This is a genomic window from Actinomycetota bacterium (genome assembly GCA_019347675.1).
Classification (GTDB): domain Bacteria; phylum Actinomycetota; class Nitriliruptoria; order Nitriliruptorales; family JAHWKO01; genus JAHWKW01.
The window spans coordinates 5,237-23,946 of record JAHWKW010000019.1; the positions used below are offsets into that span (position 1 = coordinate 5,237).

The 18,710-nt window shown below is 71.2% G+C and carries 15 protein-coding genes; 1 reads left to right on the plus strand and 14 read right to left on the minus strand.

Features of this window, described 5'->3' with window-relative positions:
• Positions 1–147 precede the first annotated feature (147 nt).
• Positions 148–474, minus strand: a complete 327-nt coding sequence (locus KY462_13140) for a hypothetical protein (GenBank protein ID MBW3578658.1) — start codon at positions 472–474, stop codon at positions 148–150.
• Positions 475–1,095: 621 nt separating this feature from the next.
• Here KY462_13140 and KY462_13145 point away from each other — a divergent pair.
• Positions 1,096–2,424 (plus strand): S8 family serine peptidase, encoded by a 1,329-nt coding sequence (locus KY462_13145; GenBank protein ID MBW3578659.1) that lies wholly within the window; start codon positions 1,096–1,098, stop codon positions 2,422–2,424.
• Positions 2,425–2,561: 137 nt separating this feature from the next.
• Here KY462_13145 and KY462_13150 read toward each other — a convergent pair whose 3' ends face one another.
• From KY462_13150 to KY462_13210, 13 genes are all read right to left on the minus strand, one after another.
• On the minus strand, positions 2,562–4,730 hold the full coding sequence (locus KY462_13150; protein MBW3578660.1) for a hypothetical protein: 2,169 nt from the start codon (positions 4,728–4,730) through the stop codon (positions 2,562–2,564).
• The gene (gene dapB, locus KY462_13155; GenBank protein ID MBW3578661.1) at positions 4,727–5,467 is read right to left on the minus strand and encodes a 4-hydroxy-tetrahydrodipicolinate reductase; all 741 of its coding nucleotides are present in this window, start codon (positions 5,465–5,467) and stop codon (positions 4,727–4,729) included. Before dapB ends, KY462_13150 begins: the two co-directional genes overlap by 4 nt.
• Before the next feature lie 70 nt (positions 5,468–5,537).
• Positions 5,538–6,767 carry an insulinase family protein gene (locus tag KY462_13160; GenBank protein MBW3578662.1) on the minus strand — a complete coding sequence of 410 codons (1,230 nt, stop codon included), beginning with the start codon at positions 6,765–6,767 and terminating at the stop codon, positions 5,538–5,540.
• A gap of 160 nt (positions 6,768–6,927) precedes the next feature.
• Positions 6,928–9,321 carry a polyribonucleotide nucleotidyltransferase gene (locus KY462_13165; GenBank protein MBW3578663.1) on the minus strand — a complete coding sequence of 798 codons (2,394 nt, stop codon included), beginning with the start codon at positions 9,319–9,321 and terminating at the stop codon, positions 6,928–6,930.
• A 256-nt stretch (positions 9,322–9,577) separates the two neighbouring features.
• Positions 9,578–9,850, minus strand: coding sequence for a 30S ribosomal protein S15 (gene rpsO / locus KY462_13170; protein ID MBW3578664.1), 273 nt, complete (start codon positions 9,848–9,850; stop codon positions 9,578–9,580).
• A gap of 303 nt (positions 9,851–10,153) precedes the next feature.
• The gene (locus KY462_13175) at positions 10,154–11,887 is read right to left on the minus strand and encodes a cell wall-binding repeat-containing protein (protein MBW3578665.1); all 1,734 of its coding nucleotides are present in this window, start codon (positions 11,885–11,887) and stop codon (positions 10,154–10,156) included.
• 101 nt (positions 11,888–11,988) lie between these two features.
• On the minus strand, positions 11,989–12,939 hold the full coding sequence (locus KY462_13180; GenBank protein ID MBW3578666.1) for a bifunctional riboflavin kinase/FAD synthetase: 951 nt from the start codon (positions 12,937–12,939) through the stop codon (positions 11,989–11,991).
• Positions 12,936–13,856: a tRNA pseudouridine(55) synthase TruB gene (gene truB, locus KY462_13185; protein MBW3578667.1), complete on the minus strand. Its 921-nt coding sequence runs from the start codon at positions 13,854–13,856 to the stop codon at positions 12,936–12,938. The genes KY462_13180 and truB overlap by 4 nt, the downstream gene beginning before the upstream one ends.
• A gap of 25 nt (positions 13,857–13,881) precedes the next feature.
• On the minus strand, positions 13,882–14,937 hold the full coding sequence (locus tag KY462_13190; GenBank protein ID MBW3578668.1) for a bifunctional oligoribonuclease/PAP phosphatase NrnA: 1,056 nt from the start codon (positions 14,935–14,937) through the stop codon (positions 13,882–13,884).
• A complete protein-coding gene (gene rbfA / locus KY462_13195) occupies positions 14,918–15,334 on the minus strand; it encodes a 30S ribosome-binding factor RbfA (protein ID MBW3578669.1) in 417 nt (138 codons plus the stop codon). The genes KY462_13190 and rbfA overlap by 20 nt, the downstream gene beginning before the upstream one ends.
• A complete protein-coding gene (locus KY462_13200; protein MBW3578670.1) occupies positions 15,334–15,654 on the minus strand; it encodes a DUF503 domain-containing protein in 321 nt (106 codons plus the stop codon). Before KY462_13200 ends, rbfA begins: the two co-directional genes overlap by 1 nt.
• A 39-nt stretch (positions 15,655–15,693) precedes the next feature.
• Complete coding sequence (infB, locus tag KY462_13205; protein MBW3578671.1) at positions 15,694–18,426, minus strand: translation initiation factor IF-2; 2,733 nt, start codon at positions 18,424–18,426, stop codon at positions 15,694–15,696.
• A complete protein-coding gene (locus KY462_13210; protein MBW3578672.1) occupies positions 18,423–18,692 on the minus strand; it encodes a YlxR family protein in 270 nt (89 codons plus the stop codon). Before KY462_13210 ends, infB begins: the two co-directional genes overlap by 4 nt.
• Positions 18,693–18,710: the final 18 nt, after the last annotated feature.

Below are 18,710 nucleotides of genomic sequence, written 5' to 3' on the forward strand. Positions count from 1 at the left end.
AGCGGCGGAACTCCGCGTCGCCGAAGGCACGCACGCTGTCTGCATGCACGTCGTCCACGGGGATGTCGTCGCGGGTGATGCCCCGCTGCGACAGCCACTCGTCGAGTCGGGCGTCGGCGGTCTCGGCGTCGGTCGGGGCGACGATCATCACGAACTCGTCGGCCTGTGGTCTGGCGGTTCGTCTTCGACGTCGCCCGGCGGCGTCACCGGCTCGACGAGCGTCTCTTCCTGGGCAGTGTCCGCCGCTTCGTCCTGGTCGGCTGGCTGGGCCGGCGCCGGAGGCGCGTGCTGCGACACGCTCGCCGGTTCGGCCGGTGGTTCAGCGGGAGGCGGTGACTCGTCCTGCGGCGCCGCGGCGGCCCGCCACGCCTGTTCCAGGTCGCCCGACTCGATGGCCGCGGCGAGGATCGCGTTGCGGTGCACGGTCGTGACCGGGACGCCCACCGCCTGCATACGCTTGCGGAGGCGCGCCACGTCGTCGAGCCGGCCAGCGGCGGCGTACCGCGGAGCGTTTGGGCGTGCGCCTGCGTGTTCCCCGGCGCGCCGACCTCCGCGATGCGGTCCAGCAGTTGTGCGGCACGGTCCAGGTCCCCGGCCTTGACGAAGACCGGCCGCTTCCACCCGGCCGGGGGCGGGAACGATCCCGGCATCGAGCATCTGCCCGATGATCTCGTCGACCGGCCGCGCTGCGGCCTGCTTGAGGTAGCCAGCCAGCAGACCGTCGTAGTCGGCGGGGCGTGCAGTCAGGCCGTCGCGCTCAATGTCGGACCTCCGAGAGCTGGCCCCCGACGCGGCTCCAGCCTGGGGGTGGGGTCGGCTGACAAGCTCGGTGAAGACAGAGTGGACAAGGCCGTCTTGTGACCTCCTCGTCAAGGCCGTCGTGTGACCTCCTCAGCGTGCACTGGCCGGACACGCCGAACCTCACGCGGTGGCCCCGACGTCGGAGCGGGACGTCAACAATCCCGAATTCCGATCACTCGGTTACACCAACCGGTCACTGCCGACGCGGCACGGACGCACCAAGGATGCCTAGAACAGGCGCTATGTTACATTCGCGCGTCTGGCGCTCCTTTCTGTAGAGCTTGGGGGCAAACCATGGGTGTCACTTGCCGGGCGGCCGTCGTCGGCCAGCTTGCCGCTGCGTTGATGCTGAGCATGACGAGCACCGCGCTCGCCGCATCACCGTCGGATGCCTCGCGACGCGAGGACGTGATCGTGGTGTTCCACGACACCGTCCGCGACCCGCGCGGTGCCGCACGGGACATGGCGCGACGCCACGACGGCGAGGTCCGATTCGTCTACGAGCACGCCTTGAAGGGCTTCGCCGGCAGGTTGCCGGCGGAGGCCATCCGAGGCATGCAGTCGGACCGACGCGTCGACTTCGTCGAGCTCGACCAGCGGATCGGCATCTTCAACCAGGCGATTCCGACCGGGGTACGGCGTATCTTCGCCGATGAAAACGCCAACATCGGCATCGATGGCTCCAACGCCGACGCCGTCAACGTCGACGTGGCGATCATCGACACCGGCATCGACGACGATCGGCCCGACGAGCTGAACGTGGTTGGCGGGGCGCGCTGCACCAGCCTCGTCGGGCTGTTCCCTTCCTGCTCGGGCGGCGGCTACGACGACGACAACGGTCACGGCACGCACGTGGCCGGGACGGTGGGCGCCATAGACGACAACGATGGCGTGGTGGGCGTGGCCCCAGGGGCGCGGCTGTGGGCCGTCAAGGTCCTCACCGCGAACGGCACCGGGTGGATGTCGCAGGTGGCGGCCGGAGTCGATTGGGTCACCGCCAGGGCCAAGACGATCGAAGTCGCCAACATGAGCCTCGGCTGCGAATGCTCCAGTAGCGCGTTGGACAGGGCCATCTCCGGCTCGGTCGCAAAGGGCGTCGTCTACGCGGTCGCCGCCGGCAACGACGACGCGGACGCCAACGATTTCTCGCCCGCCAACCACAAGGACGTCATCACCGTGTCGGCTCTCGCCGACTTTGACGGCGAGCCCGGTCACGTCGGAGCATCGACCTGCCGGAAGGACCAGGACGACACACTCGCGGACTTCAGCAACTGGGGCACGACGGTCGAGGTCGCTGCCCCGGGCGTGTGCATCCTGTCGACGGTGCCCCGCGAGCTTGATACGAGCGGCGCTCCTGCCGACGGCTACGCCACCTACAGCGGCACGTCGATGGCCTCGCCGCATGTCGCCGGCGCTGCGGCGCTTCTGGCCAGCAGGAACAATCCCAACAGCGCGTCGGACGTTCAACTGATCCGCGACACCATCCTGAGCGCGGGCAACTTCGACTGGATCGACGACTCAGGTGACGGCGTCATGGAGCCGCTACTCGACGTGGGCGTCTCAACCGTCTTCGACCCCATCCTCACCGGCGAGAACAGCCCATCCAGCGCCGACTCCAATTGAGGCTGCACGCAAGTCCAGTGCGCCTTCCACCGTTCGCCATCACCGTCGACGCTCCACGCCTCCAACGGGGCTCCGGTCCGGCGCAGGGCGCCGGTCGTCCGGGCAGGTGTCGCGCCCCGGTCTTCGACAGTGACGCTCTACTTGGTCGGCGGGTGCTCGGTGACCCACCGGGCGCGGATGCGGTACCGGCGGAACTCCGCGTCGCCGAAGGCACGCACGCTGTCTGCATGCACGTCGTCCACGGGGATGTCGTCGCGGGTGATGCCCCGCTGCGACAGCCACTCGTCGAGTCGGGCGTCGGCGGTCTCGGCGTCGGTCGGGGCGACGATCATCACGAACTCGTCGGCCTGTGGTCTGGCGGGTTCGTCTTCGACGTCGCCCGGCGGCGTCACCGGCTCGACGAGCGTCTCTTCCTGGGCAGTGTCCGCCGCTTCGTCCTGGTCGGCTGGCTGGGCCGGCGCCGGAGGCGCGTGCTGCGACACGCTCGCCGGCTCGGCCGGTGGCTCAGCGGGAGGCGGTGACTGGTCCTCCGCGGCGGCCGCCGGCTCGGCCCGTCCCGACTCGCCCGGGGGCGACGGCTCGCCCCCCGGGGCGCCTCGGGCCGGTTCGGCGGGGCCGGGGCCCGGCTGGTCGGCGGAGACGCCCTGCGGTACGTGGTCGCCGCGACCGGTCGCGTCGAAACCAGTGACGGCGGTATCGGGCTCCTCGCCGAGCTGGCGCGGGGTCTCCCCCGTCGCCCAGCGCACCGCCGCGTGGTGGCGGTCGTCCGCGTCGATGCCCGCGGTCGTCATCAGCTCCAGCAACGCCTTGGTCTGCGCGGCCTTGCCCTTCTTGGCGTACTCCCACATCAGCTCGCGGTAGCGCGGCTCGGTAATCGGCACGCCGGCGGCGACCAGGCGCTCGAGCAGCGCGCGTGCGTCGTCGAGTCGTTTGCGCCGTACCAGCGTCGAGATCACGTCACCAGCGTGGGTGGTCGGTGGAGCGATGCCTGCCGCCACGACCCGGTCCAGGAGCGCGACCGCGTCCTCGGGCCGCTTGCCCGACAGGCGCGACAGCAACGTCCCGATCGAACGCTGGTCCAGCGCGCCGGCGGCCAGGAGCCGCTCGGCGAGCCCCAGGGCCTCGGCGATCCGGCCAGCGCGGACGTATCCGCCCAGCAGGAGCCGTTCGTGGCGGCCCTCGACGGGGACGCCTGCGCGTCGCAGCCGGTCCAGCAGCGCTTCGGCTTCGTCGAGGCGACCGCCGCGGACGTACGCGGTGACAGCGGCGACCACGTGCCCGGGTTGGGGCTGCATCCCCAGGATCAGCATCCACTCGAGCGCCCCGGCTGCTCGATCGGGAGCCGACGCCGACATCGACAGGTTGAACAGCCGCTGAACGTTGGCGGTGGTCGGGACCTGCCCGGCCTCGGCGAGGTCCTCGGCGGCCCGCCACGCCTGTTCCAGGTCGCCTGACTCGAGGGCCGCGGCGAGGATCGCGTTGCGGTGCACGGTCGTGACCGGGACGCCCACCGCCTGCATACGCTTGCGGAGGCGCGCCACGTCGTCGAGCCGGCCAGCGGCGGCGTACCCGCGGAGCAGGTGGGCGTGCGCCTGCGCGTTCCCCGGCGCGCCGACCTCCGCGATGCGGTCCAGCAGTTGTGCTGCACGGTCCAGGTCCCCGGCCTTGACGAAGACCGCGACGGCCGCTTCCACCCGGCCGGGGGCGGGAATGATCCCGGCATCGAGCATCTGCCCGATGATCTCGTCGACCGGCCGCGCTGCGGCCTGCTTGAGGTAGGCAGCCAGCAGACCGTCGTAGTCGGCGGGGCGTGCAGTCAGGCCGGCGCTCGAGACCTGCCCGAGGAGCTGGCGGGCGATGCGCAGCTTGCCCGCAGCCAGGTAGACGGCGAGGAGGTCGCGGGCGGTCTCCGGCTTCAAGCGGATGCCCTCGGCGCTCATCGCCTCGAGCAGGTTCGCCGCGTCGCCCAGCCGGCCGGCCCGCGCGAGGCTCCGGACAAGCTGGGCGTAGTCCTCGTCGCTCGGTGCGATGCCGTCGGCGCGCATCTCGCGGATGACCTGGTGCGCCCCGTCGATGTGTCTCGCCCGGGTGTAGGCCTCCAGCAGGACGCCGTAGTGGTCGCGTGTGGGTGTCAATCCCGCGGCACGCATGCGCTCCAGCACGGCGCGGCTCTTGTCCGGCTCGCCGCTGGCCGCGAACTGGCGGATGGCCCGGGCGTACGACTCCGGGCTGGGCTGGATCTGGCGGGGGTCGGTGGCGGGCGGGGGGACGGGCGGTTGCACGCCCGGGGAGCGGTCGGTGTTCATGGTTCTCCAAGGTCGAGGAGGTGCTCGAGCCCGACGGTCAGCCCCCGTCGGTTCGGCACCTCACGGATGGCGAGGAGGACACCGGGCATGAACGCGGTTCGGTCGACCGTGTCGTGCCGGATGGACAGCGTCTGGCCCTCGGCGCCGAACAGGACCTCCTGGTGGGCGACCAGGCCGGGCAAGCGGATGGCGTGGATGCGGATGCCGTCCGCCTCGGCTCCACGCGCCCCCGGATGCTCGTCGTCACCCAGGACCGGCTTGGGTGCGTCGCGACGGGCCCGGGCCAGCAGCCCAGCGGTCCGCAGCGCGGTCCCGCTGGGAGCGTCGGACTTGCCGTCGTGGTGCAGCTCGATCACCTCCACGTGGGGCAGGTGCCGCGATGCGGTCTGCGCCAGGTGCATCAGCAGGACCGCGCCGAGCGCGAAGTTCGGCGCGACCATGGCGTTGGCCGACCCCGCGTCGGACCGTTGCCGCCAACGCGCGAGGTCGTCGTCGGTCCACCCGGTGGTCCCGACCACGGCATGCAGCCCATGTTCGAGGTACCAGGTCACGTTCTCGCCGACGGCAGCCGGCGTCGTGAAATCGACCACGACCTCCGCCCCGGCGTCGGCCAGGTCACGCCGGTCGTCGCCCTGATCGATCCGGGCGACGAGGTCGAGGCCGTCGGCGTCCGCGACAGCCTGACAGACGGTCCGCCCCATCCGGCCCCTCGCGCCGGCGACGCCGACCCTGACCATGTGCGTCGACCTCCCGCCGCGACCGTGCCACAGGCTAGGCGCCACGGCAGGACGCAGCGACCTCGACGGATCAGTCGGCCACGACCTCGCCGAAACGATCGCCGTCGTCGAACGGGCCGACCACCGCCAGACAGCGTGGTGGCGCGTACAGCTCCTCGATGACGGCGCGGACCTGATCGACGTCGACCGCGTCGATGCGCTGCAGCGTCTCCTCGACGCCGATCAGGTCCACGTCGGTACACACCATCTTCCCGAGCCGGGTCATCCGGGAGCCGGTGTCCTCCAACCCGAGCACCATCCCGCCCTTGACGTTGCCCTTGGCTCGGGCGACCTCCTCGGCGTCGAGCGTGTCGGGGAGGCGGTCGAGCTGTTCGCGCAGGACCTTCAGCAGCTCGTCGGTCTTGGCCGGGGTCGTCCCGGCGTAGGTCCCCCAGTAGCCGCCGTCGGCGTAGGACGCGTGGTAGCTGTACGTGGAGTACGCCAGGCCGCGCTGTTCACGCACCTCCTGGAACAGCCGGGACGACATCCCCCCACCGAGGAGCGCGTTGGCGACCAGGAGCGCGAACCGCCGGTCGTCGTCGCGGGGCAGTCCCCGTCCGCCGAGCACCACGTGGGCCTGCTCGGTCGGGCGGTGGCGGACGTTGACGTCACCGGCGCCGTACCGCTGCGGCGGGTGACGCTCCGGTCGGTCGCCGCCCGGGCGGCCCAGGTCCCCGGCGAAACCGTCCACCAGGGCGACGACCGCGTCGTGGTCGACGCTGCCCGCGACCGCCACGGTCAGGTTCGATGGCCGGTAGTAGGACTCGTAGTAGCCGTACACCTGGTCGCGGTTCATCGCCGCGATGGATTCGGCTGTGCCCAGCACCTCCCGCGCCAGCGGATGGCCGCGCAGGACCACGTCGGCGAAGTCGGAGTGCACCAGGTCCTCGGGGGTGTCGACGTGGATGTTGATCTCCTCGAGGACCACCTGGCGTTCCTGGTCGACGTCGGCCGCGGCGATGGTGGCCGAGCGGATCATGTCGGCGAGCACGTCGGCAGCCACCGGCAGGTCGCGGTCCAACACCCGCGCGTAGAAGCAGGTGTACTCCTTGGAGGTGAAGGCGTTGAGGTCACCACCGACGGCGTCGAGCGCCGCGGCGATGTCCTTGGCGCTCCTGCCGGCCGTCCCCTTGAACAGCAGATGTTCGAGGAAGTGGGACGCGCCGGTGTCATCGCCCGCCCGGCCGTCGCCGGGGCCGCGTTCGTCTCGTGAACCGACCCGGATCCAGAAACCGATCGCGGTCGAGCGCACGGCGGGCATCGGTTCGGTGACGACCTGTATGCCGTTGTCGAGTTGCGTGCGTACGACGTCCACCTGTCCTCCCAGGTCGCGGGCCGGGTCGCGGGCCAGGTCGCGGGCCAGGTCGCGGGCAGTCGCGGGCGCTGCAGCGGGCGCCTCCGGATGCTCGCGCCAGGCGGGTCTACTCGCGGCTGCGGGTCCGGGTGCGGACGCGTCCGCCTTCGTCGCCGCGGTCGCCCCCGCGCCGTCCGCGGTCACGCTGACGGTCGTCACTGGGGTCACGCTCACGGTCGTCGCCGCGGTCGCGTTCGCCGCCCTCGCCGCTTTGACGTGGGCCTGCTTGCGCCGTGGCCCCTGCGTCGCGGCGTTCACCGTCGCCGTCCAGGCCCTCGTCGACGAAGTCCAGCGAGTACTTCCCGCCGGGGCGGACCTCCTTGACCTCGACGTACACGGTGTCGCCGACCGACAGCGCCTCCTCGGCGTGGTCGAGGCGCTTCCCGGCCTTCTGCCCGATCTTGGAGATGTGCAGCAGGCCGTCCACGCCCGGCGTGAGCGACACGAACGCCCCGAAGTCCACGGTCTTGACGACCGTCCCGCGGTAGCGCTCGCCCTCCTTGGGCACGACCGGGTTCGCGATCGCGTTGACGCGGTCGGCTGCGGCGTCGGCTTGATCGCGTTGCGCGGCGTAGATGCGGACGATCCCGCGGACACCGTCGTCGTCCACGTCGATGTCGGCGCCGGTCTCCTCGGTGATCTCGCGGATGATCTTCCCCTTGGGGCCGATCACCTCGCCGATCTTGTCCATCGGGATGTGGATCGTCATCACCTGCGGGGCGTTGGGCTTCACCTCGGTCCGTGGCTCGGCGATCGTGGCGACCATCACCTCGAGGATCTCCAGCCGCGCCTCGCGAGCCTGCAGCAGTGCGGACGCCAGGACGTCCGCCGGGATGCCGGTGAGCTTGGTGTCGAGCTGCAACGCGGTGATGAGGTTTTCCGTGCCGGCGACCTTGAAGTCCATGTCGCCGAAGAAGTCCTCCACCCCTTGGATGTCGGTCAGCGTGGTGTAGCTGTCGCCCTCCTTGATCAGCCCCATCGCGATCCCGGCGACCGGGGCGTGGATCGGCACCCCGCCGTCCATCAGCGACAGCGTCGATGCGCAGACGCTGGCCATCGACGTCGACCCGTTGGAGCTGACCACCTCCGACACCAGCCGCATCGCGTACGGCCAGGCGTCCTCATCGGGGATGACCGGCAGCAGCGCACGCTCGGCGAGGAGCCCGTGACCGATCTCGCGGCGCTTCGGTGAGCCGATCCGGCCGGCCTCGCCCGTGGAGTACGGCGGCATGTTGTAGTGGTGGATGTAGCGCTTCTCCTCCTCGGGGGCGAGCGTGTCGAGCCGCTGGGACTCGCGGAGCGCGCCCAGCGCCAGCACGTTGACGACCTGCGTCTCGCCGCGCTCGAAGATGCTGGACCCGTGGACCTTGTCCAGGACGTTGACCTCGGCGGTCAACGACCGGATGTCGCTCGGCCCGCGGCCGTCCACGCGCGTCTCGGTCTCGCTGACGAGCCTGCGGACGACCGTCTTCTCCAGGCTCCGGAAAGCCTGCTTGGCCTGCTTGCCCCGCTCATCCTCGTCGAGGTCGGCGGGACCGTTGTGACGCACGTCGGCGATGACCTCGTCACGCACCGCCGCGACGTAGGCGTTCTTCTCCTTCTTGGTCCCCGGACGGGTGTACGCCTCGCGCAGCCGGTCCTCGAAGCGGGCGGCGTGGGCCAGAACCTCGTCGCTGTAGTCGACGAAGATCGGGAAGTCCTCGGGCGACGTCTCCCGCGCCCCCACCTCCTCGACGAACGTCGTTTGCGCCTCGCACAACTGGCGCAGGACGGCCTTGACCTGCTCCAAGCCATCGCCGATCAGTTCTTCGGTCGGCTCCGGCGCCCCCTCTTCGATCAGCTTCCAGGCGTGCACGGTGGTGTCGGCCTCGACCATCAGGATGGCCACGTCGCCGCGCTCGTCGACGCGTCCGGCGACGACCATCTGGAAGACGATGTCGGTGTCGAGGTCCTCGAACGTGGGGAACGCCACCCATGTCCCGTTACGGTGCAGGCCGTAGCGCACAGCAGCGACCGGACCGTCGAACGGGATCCCAGCCAGCAACGTCGACACCGACGACGCGTTGATCGCCACCACGTCGTAGGGGTCGACCTGTCCGGTTTGCAGCACGGTGTTGACGATCTGGATCTCGTTGCGCAGACCGTCAGCGAACGTCGGGCGCAGCGGACGGTCGATCAGCCGCGCGGTGAGGATCGCGTTCTCAGACGGACGCCCCTCGCGTTTGAAGAACCCGCCGGGGATCTTCCCGGCGGCGTACATGCGCTCCTCGACGTCGACGGTGAGAGGGAAGAAGCCCAGGAACTCCTTGACCGGTCCGGCCGTGCTGGTGGTCAGGACGGTGGTGTCACCCATGGACGCGACGACCGATCCACCCGCCTGCTGAGCGAGCCTGGCGCCCTCGAAGCGCAGGGTCCTGCCGTCAACGGTGATGGTGTGTTCGATTGTGCCGAGCTTGCCCACTGGGGGCCTCCTTCCGCGGTCCGCATGGGACCGCTGTCTGCACCGGCCCGGATCCTGTCGGACCGGGAGAGGCCGTCCGGGTCGCCGGTCTTCAGTGGAGGCGTCTGAGTGTTCGCCGGTGGAGCCCACCTCGGCCCCGACCGCGCTCTCACCCGTCTCCACTGACGACCGACGCGCGTCGGATACCTCATGGTCAGTCGCGTCTCGTCAGTATGGTTCGTGACGAGGCCCGGTCACCCGGCCTCGTTGTCGTTGGTCAGCGGCGGAGCCCGAGCTCCGCGATGAGCGCCCGGTAGCGCTCGATGTCGGTTCCACGCAGGTAGCCGAGCAGGCGTTTGCGCTGGCCGACGAGCATCAGCAGGCCCCGACGGGAGTGGTGATCCTTGTGGTGGGCCTTGAGGTGCTCGGTGAGGTGGCTGATCCGCGCCGTGAGCAGCGCGACCTGCACCTCCGGCGACCCGGTGTCACCCTCGTGACGCGCGAACTTGTCGATGATGGCTTGCCTGTCGTCGCCGAGCGTGACCGCCACGTCGCCTCCTTGCTGGCCCTGTCCCGCCGCGCCCGGCACCCTGCGAGGCGCCGCCGGTCGTCCGCGCTCGGCTGCGCGCCGATGCGGGGGAAACCGGACCTGGTCGTCGCACCGCCGGTGGCTCCCCGGATCCGATGGGGTCGGAACCCGACGAGCTCATCGTTCAGTTCGACTGTCTCGCTTCGACTGTCTCACTCAACCAGGCGCCCGAACGGGCACGGTGAAGGCGGCTACCGCCGCCTCGTGTCCAGTGTTCCACAGACCCGCACGACCGGCAACCGCCGGCCCCGCCAGGCCGCGGGGCTACGCCCCGAGCAGGACGTAGGAACGGAAGCTCTCTGCAGCGTGGCGGTCGGACCAGCGGCCGATCCCCACGTACACGAAGGTGAGGTCCACGGGACTGGCACCGTCGGCCACCAGTAGATGGGACAGGTACCAGCCCGGCTCGCCCGGCCGCCCTTCGACCGGCGCTCCGATCGGCACGTCGGCGGCGGTGGTCAGCAGCACCGGGGCGTCGAGGTAGGCGGCGAACGGGGCGACCGACAAGGCCAGCGCCCAGGTCTCCGCGTGGTAGCCGTTCAGACCAACGAACGCCGCCCGCTTGGGCAGGCTGGTCCGCGCCCACAGGTCGCCGTGACGCGCGATCGCCACCGACGTCTCCGTCCGGCTCCGGCCGAACACGCGTTCGGGGTTGCGTCCCTGCGCCCGCAGGGCATCCTCCACGGGCCGCTCCAGGGCCGCGGTGCCGCCGAGCATCAGCGTGCGGCTGATGCCGAGTTCGGCTAGCGCCTGGGCGGTTGCGCCGTGCAGACCGGCCTTCGACGTGAGCAGGATCGGCAGTCCCCGGGTGCCGGCGGCGGCACCGCCCGTCACGGCGTCGGCCGGGTCGTCGTCGCGGGCCACGAGCGCCACCCCGGCCCGGCCACGGCGCGCCACGACTTCGCGTGCCACCGCGACCGCGGTCTCGATCCGGCTCGGTCCGGACAGCCGCCGTGTGTCGGGCCAGCTGGCCCGCAACGCGTCGGCGACCGCGCGGGACACGGCCTGCTCACCGCCGAGCACGTACACGGTCCCCGACGGTGGCAGGGCCGACAGCAGGGCGGCCCGGACGTTCAACGGCAAGCTTCCGCCCGCACCGCCGGGCACGAACACCACCGGGCCGTCCTTGCCGGCGAGGGCGGCACCGGCGAGGCAGTCGGCGAAGACGTCATCGCGGCAGACGACGGCGACCCGTGCCCAGCCTGGTCCGCGCTCCTGCGTGGAGGCGGTCGCCAGGTGCACACCCAGGTCCCGCACGGATCCCGCGCCGTTCCCCAGCTCGCGGCGGGTGACCGACCCCACCTGGCCGCGGTAGTCACCCGGGAGGTTCCACGCGTGCCCATCGGGGCCGTCGCCGATGCGCGCCCCCACGGTGCACGCGCCGTTGTTGTACAGCCGGCGCAGCGCCTCGGTGGTGCCGGGCCCGACCCCGCCGGTGTAGACGAAGCCGTTGGACAGCGCCTCGTGGGCGTCGCCGACGTGCGCGAGGCCCAGTGCGTGACCGAGCTCGTGGATGGTGACCGCGATGCGCTGCTCAGGCGGCATCGTGGCGAACGCCGGGGCGTCGAAGGCGACGTCGGCGGCCACGATCTCCAGGGGTACTCCGCCGCTGGTGGTCCAACTCAGCCAGGCGGTCCCCGCAGCGCTGCCGGGCAGGTCGGTGAACGACGCGACGAACTGGCCGTCGTTGAGGTCCTTCCCGGTCTTGGTCGTCAGGTCGCCCACCGCCAGGAGGGACACGCCCGTGGCGGCGTTGATGCGCTGCACGGACTGTGCGAGCTCCTGCAGGAACGTGGGCGGCCCACCCGCCGGATTGGGGTGCACCACGATCGTCTTGCACGGTCGCCACCCGACGCCACCGGTGATCGAACGCCACTCCGTCCCGGCGTGGGCCGGGACCGCGGTGGACAGGACAGCGGCGGCGGCAGCCGCCGACAGCAAGGTCGTGAGCACTCGTCGCATGCGTACGGTGTCGACGCCGAACCTCGGCGTCTCCATGGCCCGTTCGGACCAGATCCCGGCGGGTGCAACGGTGCGACGGCGACGACGCCAAGCCACATGGGCACGTGCGGGGCCACGATCGAGCAGTCAGGGTCGGGTCAGCCGATCGACAGCACGGCACGTGCGTGGCGGATGTCGTCCTCCATGGCAGCGACCAGGTCCTCGACCGTGTCGAACTTCAGCTCGTCGCGCAGACGGTGGGTGAACCCCACCGAGACCTGCGCCCCGTACAGGTCACCGTCGAAGTCCAGCAGGTGTGACTCGACGGTGACGGTCTCGCCGCCGAAGGTCGGCCGGGTCCCGACGCTGGTCACCGCAGGCCAGTGCCCGTCGGGGATCTCCACGTCGCCTGCGTACACCCCGTTCGCGGGGAAGGCCATCCGCTTCGGTACGTCCACGTTGATCGTCGGGACACCGAGCTGGTGGCCGCGGCGGTCACCGCGGACCACCGTCCCGTCCAGCACGTGGGGTCGGCCCAGCGCCTCCGCGACCCACCGCACGTCGCCGTCGGCGAGCTTCTGGCGGATCGTCGACGACGAGATCGGGCGGTCGAGGTGGCTGCGGAGCGGCACGGTCTCGACGTCGAAGCCGTGGGCGGTGCCGAGGTCGGCCAACAGCGAGACGTCCCCGCCGGCGCGGTGACCGAAGCGAAAGTTGCTGCCCACCACCGCCTTGCGCACGTCGAGGACGGCGACCATCACCTGGTCGACGAAGGCGGTCGGCTCCAGCTGGGACAACTCCAACGTGAACGGCAGGATCAGCACGCGATCGGCGCCGACCTGCAGCAGCGTCCGCACCCGCCGTTCACGGGTCATCAGCAGCGGGGGCTGCGATCCCGGGCGGAGCACCTCGCTGGGATGGCGGTCGAACGTCACCGCCACCGCACGCAGGCCGAGTTGCTCGGCGCTGGCAACTGCGCGGTCGAAGATGGCCTGGTGGCCACGGTGGACGCCGTCGAAGAACCCGATCGTCGCGACCGACGGGGCGCGTTGGACCTCGTCCAGTGCGTGCCACACCCGCTCGGACGCGGGGGCGGAGGGCGGCGTCATCGGCTCTCCGACCGTTGCAGGTCGGCGGGTTGGACGAACACCGCTTGCGCGCGAGCGTGACCGTCGGCGTCGGCGTAGATCGCCACGAGCGTCGGTTCGCCGCCGACGCGGTGCAGCAGCGCGATCGGTCCCGGGATCCCTGTGGGCGGCAAGCCGCGTCCCGTGGCGACCGCCCGTGCGGTCTCGGCGTCGACCTCGACCGACGGCAGACCCCGCACCGCCTCGGCCATGGTCAGGACCAGCCGATGGAGCTCGCCGTGTTCGGCGGCTTCCTGGATCTCGGTCAGGGCGTGGGCGTCGTGCACGGTGAACGCACCGTTGGTCAAGCGGCGGAGCCTGGCGAGGCTCGCTCCGCAGCCGAGTGCGCCGCCGAGGTCGTGTGCGAGAGTGCGGATGTAGGTCCCCGAGGAGCACGTCACCAGCAACGACGCGTGTGCGCGCTCCCCGGGTTCGAACGATTCCACGACGATGTCGTGGATCGTCACCGTGCGTGGCTCGCGTCGCACGACCTCACCGCGCCGGGCCTTGTCGTACAACCGTTCGCCGCCGACTTTCACCGCCGACACCATCGGGGGGACCTGCTCGATGTCGCCGACGAACCCGGTCAGCGCCTGGCGGAGACGGCCCTCGGTGACGTCGTCCGCCGACCGTTCCGCCACGATCCGCCCGCTGGCGTCCTGCGTGGTGGTCTCCACGCCGAACGCGACCCGCGCGAGGTAGGCCTTGCGGCCCTCTTGCAGGAACCGCACCAGGCGGGTGGCTCGCCCCAGGCACACCACCAGCACACCGGTGGCGTCGGGGTCGAGGGTGCCGGTGTGCCCCACACGTCGCTGCCGTGTCACCCGGCGCAGCACCCGGACCACGTCGGTGGATCCCATCGCCGCGGGCTTGTCGACGACGAGGACACCGTCGCTCATGGTGACTGCGCGCGAGCCGCCCACGTCATGTCCCGGCGAGTCGCTCGACGACCGCGTCGATGATCGCATCACGCGGCTCGTCCGCGTGGAAACCGGCCATGAACTGGTGGCCGCCGCCACCGAGGTCGGTGGCCAGCGCGGCGACGTCGGTGCGGCCCTTGGCACGGAACGACACCCGCCACCGGCCGTCTGGCTGCTCCTTCATGATCATGGCCACTTCGGCCGAGTCGGCGGTGCGCAGCACATCGATGATGCCCTCGGTCTCCTCCAGCGACATCCCGTACCGCTCGAGGTCCGACTGCTCCACCCAGGAGTACACCAGGCTGGCCTCCGGCACGAACGTGGTGCGGTCCAGGACCCGGGCCAGGACCTTGAGGTACCCGAACGAGTGCGTCTCGAACATCTGCCGGTTCATCTCGGCGTGGTCGATCCCCTCACCGATCAGCCGGCTGCCGAGCTCCATCGCCGAGCGATCGGTGCTCTTGTACTGGAAGCGGCCGGTGTCGGTGACCAGGCCGGTGTACAGGCACGCGGCGATGTCGCGGTCGGGGTGACCGCCGAGTCGACGGATCAGCTCGTCGACGAGGACCGCCGTCGCTGCGGCGCGGGGGGCCACCAGGTTGATGTCCCCGAAACCGGTGTTGCTCTCGTGGTGGTCGACGACGATCACCGTCCCGGCGTGATCGACGGCGCCGGCCAGCAGGCCCAACCGTTCGGAGCTGCCGGCGTCGAAGGTGACCAGCACGTCGGGCGCGTCGGGGAAGTCGCGTGGAGGGACCAGCTGGTCGAGGGCCGGCAGGAACGTGTACTGGGGCGGAACCGTGAACGGGTCGCTCCCCCAGGATGCGACCGACTTGACGCCCCACTGTCGCAGGAACAGGTACGTGCCGAGCAACGATCCGATCGCGTCACCGTCGGGGTCGGCGTGACAGGCCAACCCGACCAGCAGGCCCTCGTTGCGGGCCCGTTCGAGGACGCCGATGGTCGCGTCCCACGCTTCGGCGGGGATCTCGCTGGCCCACCCCGGCGCGTCGCCGTGTCCGCGCGACGACAGCTGCTGGTCAATCACCGTCGCCGTCACCGCCCTCATCCTGCTCGCCACCGACCCGACGCAGGAGCTCGTCGATGCGCCGGCCTTCGGCGACGACCTCGTCCGGCGCGAACTCCAGGATCGGGGTGTTGCGCAGCCGGACCCTCCGCGCCAGCAGACCCTGGACGCGGGGCGCGGCGCTCGCCAGCCCGGCGGCCGCTTCGTCGGCGTCCGGCAGGCCGGCGCCACTGCCACCACTGGGGTCGCGCGACAGCACGCCCGGCTCGAGCGTCGTGTAGTACACGGTCGCGCGCTTGTGGTCCTCGGTGAGACGGACGTCGGTCACCGTCACGTAGGACACCCGCGGGTCGGAGATGTCTTCCTCGAGGAGTTCCGCCACGGCCTCCTTCACCCGCTGCTCCACGCGCGGGTTGCCTCGCTTGGGCATTAGCTGACCTCCCCCACATCGTTGAGGATCGCGGTCACGACCACGCGAGGGTCACGTTCGATCACCGCGACGATGCGATCGAGGACCCGCTCCGCGCCGGTCTGGGACGACGCGGCCGCTGCCACCCCGACCGCGGCACGCTGCCACAGGTCCTGGAAGCCGACCTCGGCCACGCTGCATCCAAGTTCACGCTGCAGCGCGGCCTTGAGCTTGTTCATCACGGCGCGCTTGCCCTTGAGCGACCCCACACCGGGGATGTGCAGCTCGACGCGCGCGACGCCGATGAAGACCGTGCCAGGCTCCGTGCCTGGAAGATCCATGCGACATCCCTCGAGTGGATCAGAACAGGTCAACTCGGGTCAGACGCGCTCGACCTCGCGCGCCTCGTAGACCTCGAGCACGTCACCGGACTTGACGTCCTGGAACCGAGCCAGCCCGATGCCGCATTCGTACCCGGCGGACACCTCGCGCACGTCGTCCTTGAAGCGACGCAACGACTCGACACGATCGTCGGCCACGACGACGCCCTCGCGGACGACACGCACGCTGCTGCCCCGTCGCACCTCTCCGTCGGTGACCATGCAGCCGAACACGAACCCCGCGCGCGGGACCCGGAAGATCTCGCGGACCTCCGCCTCGCCGAGCACGACCTCGCGGACCTCGGGTCCGAGCATGCCCTTCAGGGCGCGCTCGATGTCCTCGATGGCCTCGTAGATGATGCGGTAGCTGCGCAGGTCCACACCGCTCCGCTCGATCGCCTCGCGCGCGTTGGCGTCAGGCCGGACGTTGAACGCCACGATCGTGGCGTCCGACGCCTCGGCGAGCGTGACGTCGTTGGCGGTGACCGCACCGACGCCCTTGTGCACGACACGGACCTCCACCAGGCCGTCCAGGTCAGACACGTCGAGTTGGGTGAGGGCGTCGTCGAGCGCCTCGACCGAACCGGACACGTCGCCCTTGATGATCAGGTTGAGCCTGGCAACCTCGCCGCGCTCCACCTCCGCGGCCAGATCCTCCAGCGTCTTGGGACGCTGCTGCTCGACCAACTCCTTGCGGCGCTGGCGTTCGGCGCGACGCTCGGCGATGTCACGGGCCACGCGTTCCTCGTCGGCGACCCGGAACTCGTCGCCGGCCTCGGGGACGTCGTTCCAGCCCAGGACCTGCACGGGGCGGGCCGGTCCCGCCTCGTGGATCGGGCTGCCTTTCTCGTCGAACATGGCACGGACCTTGCCGTCGGCGACCCCGGCGACGACCACGTCCCCGACGTGGAGCGTGCCCGCCTGGACCAGGACGGTCGCCACCGCGCCACGGCCCTTGTCGAGGTGGGCCTCGACCACCCGTCCGCGGGCTTCCTTCCTCGGGTTGGCGCTCAGCTCCATCAGGTCGGCCTGCAGCAGCAGGATCTCCAGGAGCTCGTCGATGCCCTGCTTGGCTTTGGCCGAGACCTGGATGGTCGGCGTGTCCCCGCCGTAGTCCTCGGCGATCAGGCCGTACTCGGTGAGCTGGCCCTTGACCTTGTCCGGATCGGCACCCGGCAGGTCCATCTTGTTGACCGCCACCACGATCGGGACGTTCGCGGCCTTGGCGTGGTTGATCGCCTCGACCGTCTGGGGCATCACACCGTCGTCGGCGGCGACCACCAGCACGGCGATGTCGGTGATCTGCGCCCCGCGGGCCCGCATGGCGGTGAACGCCTCGTGGCCGGGGGTGTCGATGAACGTGATCTGCTTGCCGTCCTTGCGCACCTGGTAGGCGCCGATGTGCTGGGTGATGCCACCGGCCTCACCCGACACCACGTCGGCCTCGCGGATCGCGTCCAGCAGCAACGTCTTGCCGTGGTCGACGTGACCCATCACCGTGACGACCGGGGGCCGCGGCTCGAGGTCGGCCGGGTCATCTGGCTCTTCGATCCCGAACTCGAGCTCCTGCTCGGTCGCGAAGTACACGTCGACGCCGAGCTCGTCGCAGAGGATCTCGACGGTGTCGTCGGGCAGCGACTGCTGCACGGTGACCATCTCACCCATCTGGAACAGCTTCTTGACGAGGGCCGCTCCGGAGAGGTCGAGCTTCTTGGCGAGCTCGTCGACGGTGATGCCCGACAGGACCTCGACGCGCTCGACGTCGGTGGCGAGCGGCTCGTCACGTCGCTGCCGTGGCTGGAAGTCGAGCGCCTGCTCCTGGGGCTGGGTCTTGCGCCCCTTCTTGCGCTTCTTCCCGGCGGGACGGGGCGGTGCGCCCCGCCCGGGCGGGGCGCCGCCGGGGGCGCCGCGCCCGGGCGCCGGCGGGGCCGATGGGGTGGGCGTGCCCGGCGTCCCACGCCCGACCGGCTGGCGGTACGGCGAAGACGGGCGTCCGGGTGCGGCCGGCCGGCCCGGCGCGCCACGCCCGGGCTCGCTGGGACGGCGTGTGGGAGCGGCGCGCACCGGCGGTGGGATCGAGCGGCGCCCCGATCCCTCCTGCGGCAGCCTGGGCTCGACCACGCGACGGGCACGCGGCACCTGCCCCGTGACGGTCGGTGGCGGGGGCGCCCCGGGCATCCGCACGCCAGGCGGGGTGGGACGCGGAGCCTCACCCGCCGGAGCGGGTGGGGGCGGGGCACCGGGCATCCGCGCGGCCGGGGCCTGCGGTTCGGCGGTGGATGTGCGGGCGGCCGGGGCCTGCGGCTCGGGGGCCAGGGCGGGCCCAGGTTCCTCGATGGGCTCGGCCGTCGCCGGTTCTGCGGGGGGTTGCGGCGCCTCGACGGTCGGTGCCGCCGCGGCGGCCACCGCCGCCTCGCCCTGCTCCTGGGCCTCCTGCTGTGCCCGCAAGTGTGGCGGCAGGACCTTGGCAGCCTTCTTCCGCTCCGGCGCACCGACCGCGGACAGGTCGAGCTCAGCCAGCCGCCGTGCCTCCTCCCGGCGACGGCGCTCCTCCTCATCGTCCTCGGTGGTGCGTCGACCCAGCGATTCACGGAACCGCTGGGCGTCACCGAGCGTGATCGACGAGGAGTGGCTGGACGCCTCGATGTCGAGCTCGGCCAGGCGACGCAGGACCTCTTTGTTGGCGAGGCCGGTCTCCCGGGACAGCTCGTAGACTCTGACCGTGTTGCTCACTCGGGATCTCCTCCCGTCCGCACTGCCGCGTCCAGCGCGGCCAATGCGTCCTCAACGTCGTGCAGATCTGCGCCTCTGAGCCCGTGCCGTACGGCACGCGCCCCGCGGCGGGTCGCCGCCGCCACGCAGGCCGGGTCGGGGCACAGGTAGGCGCCCCGGCCGGGAAGGCGCTGACTTTGGTCGACGCGGACACCGGCGGGGTCGCGCACGATCCGCACCAGCTCCTGCTTGGGTCGGGTGCGACGGCACGCGACACACATCCGCATCGGTGTGTGCGACACGGC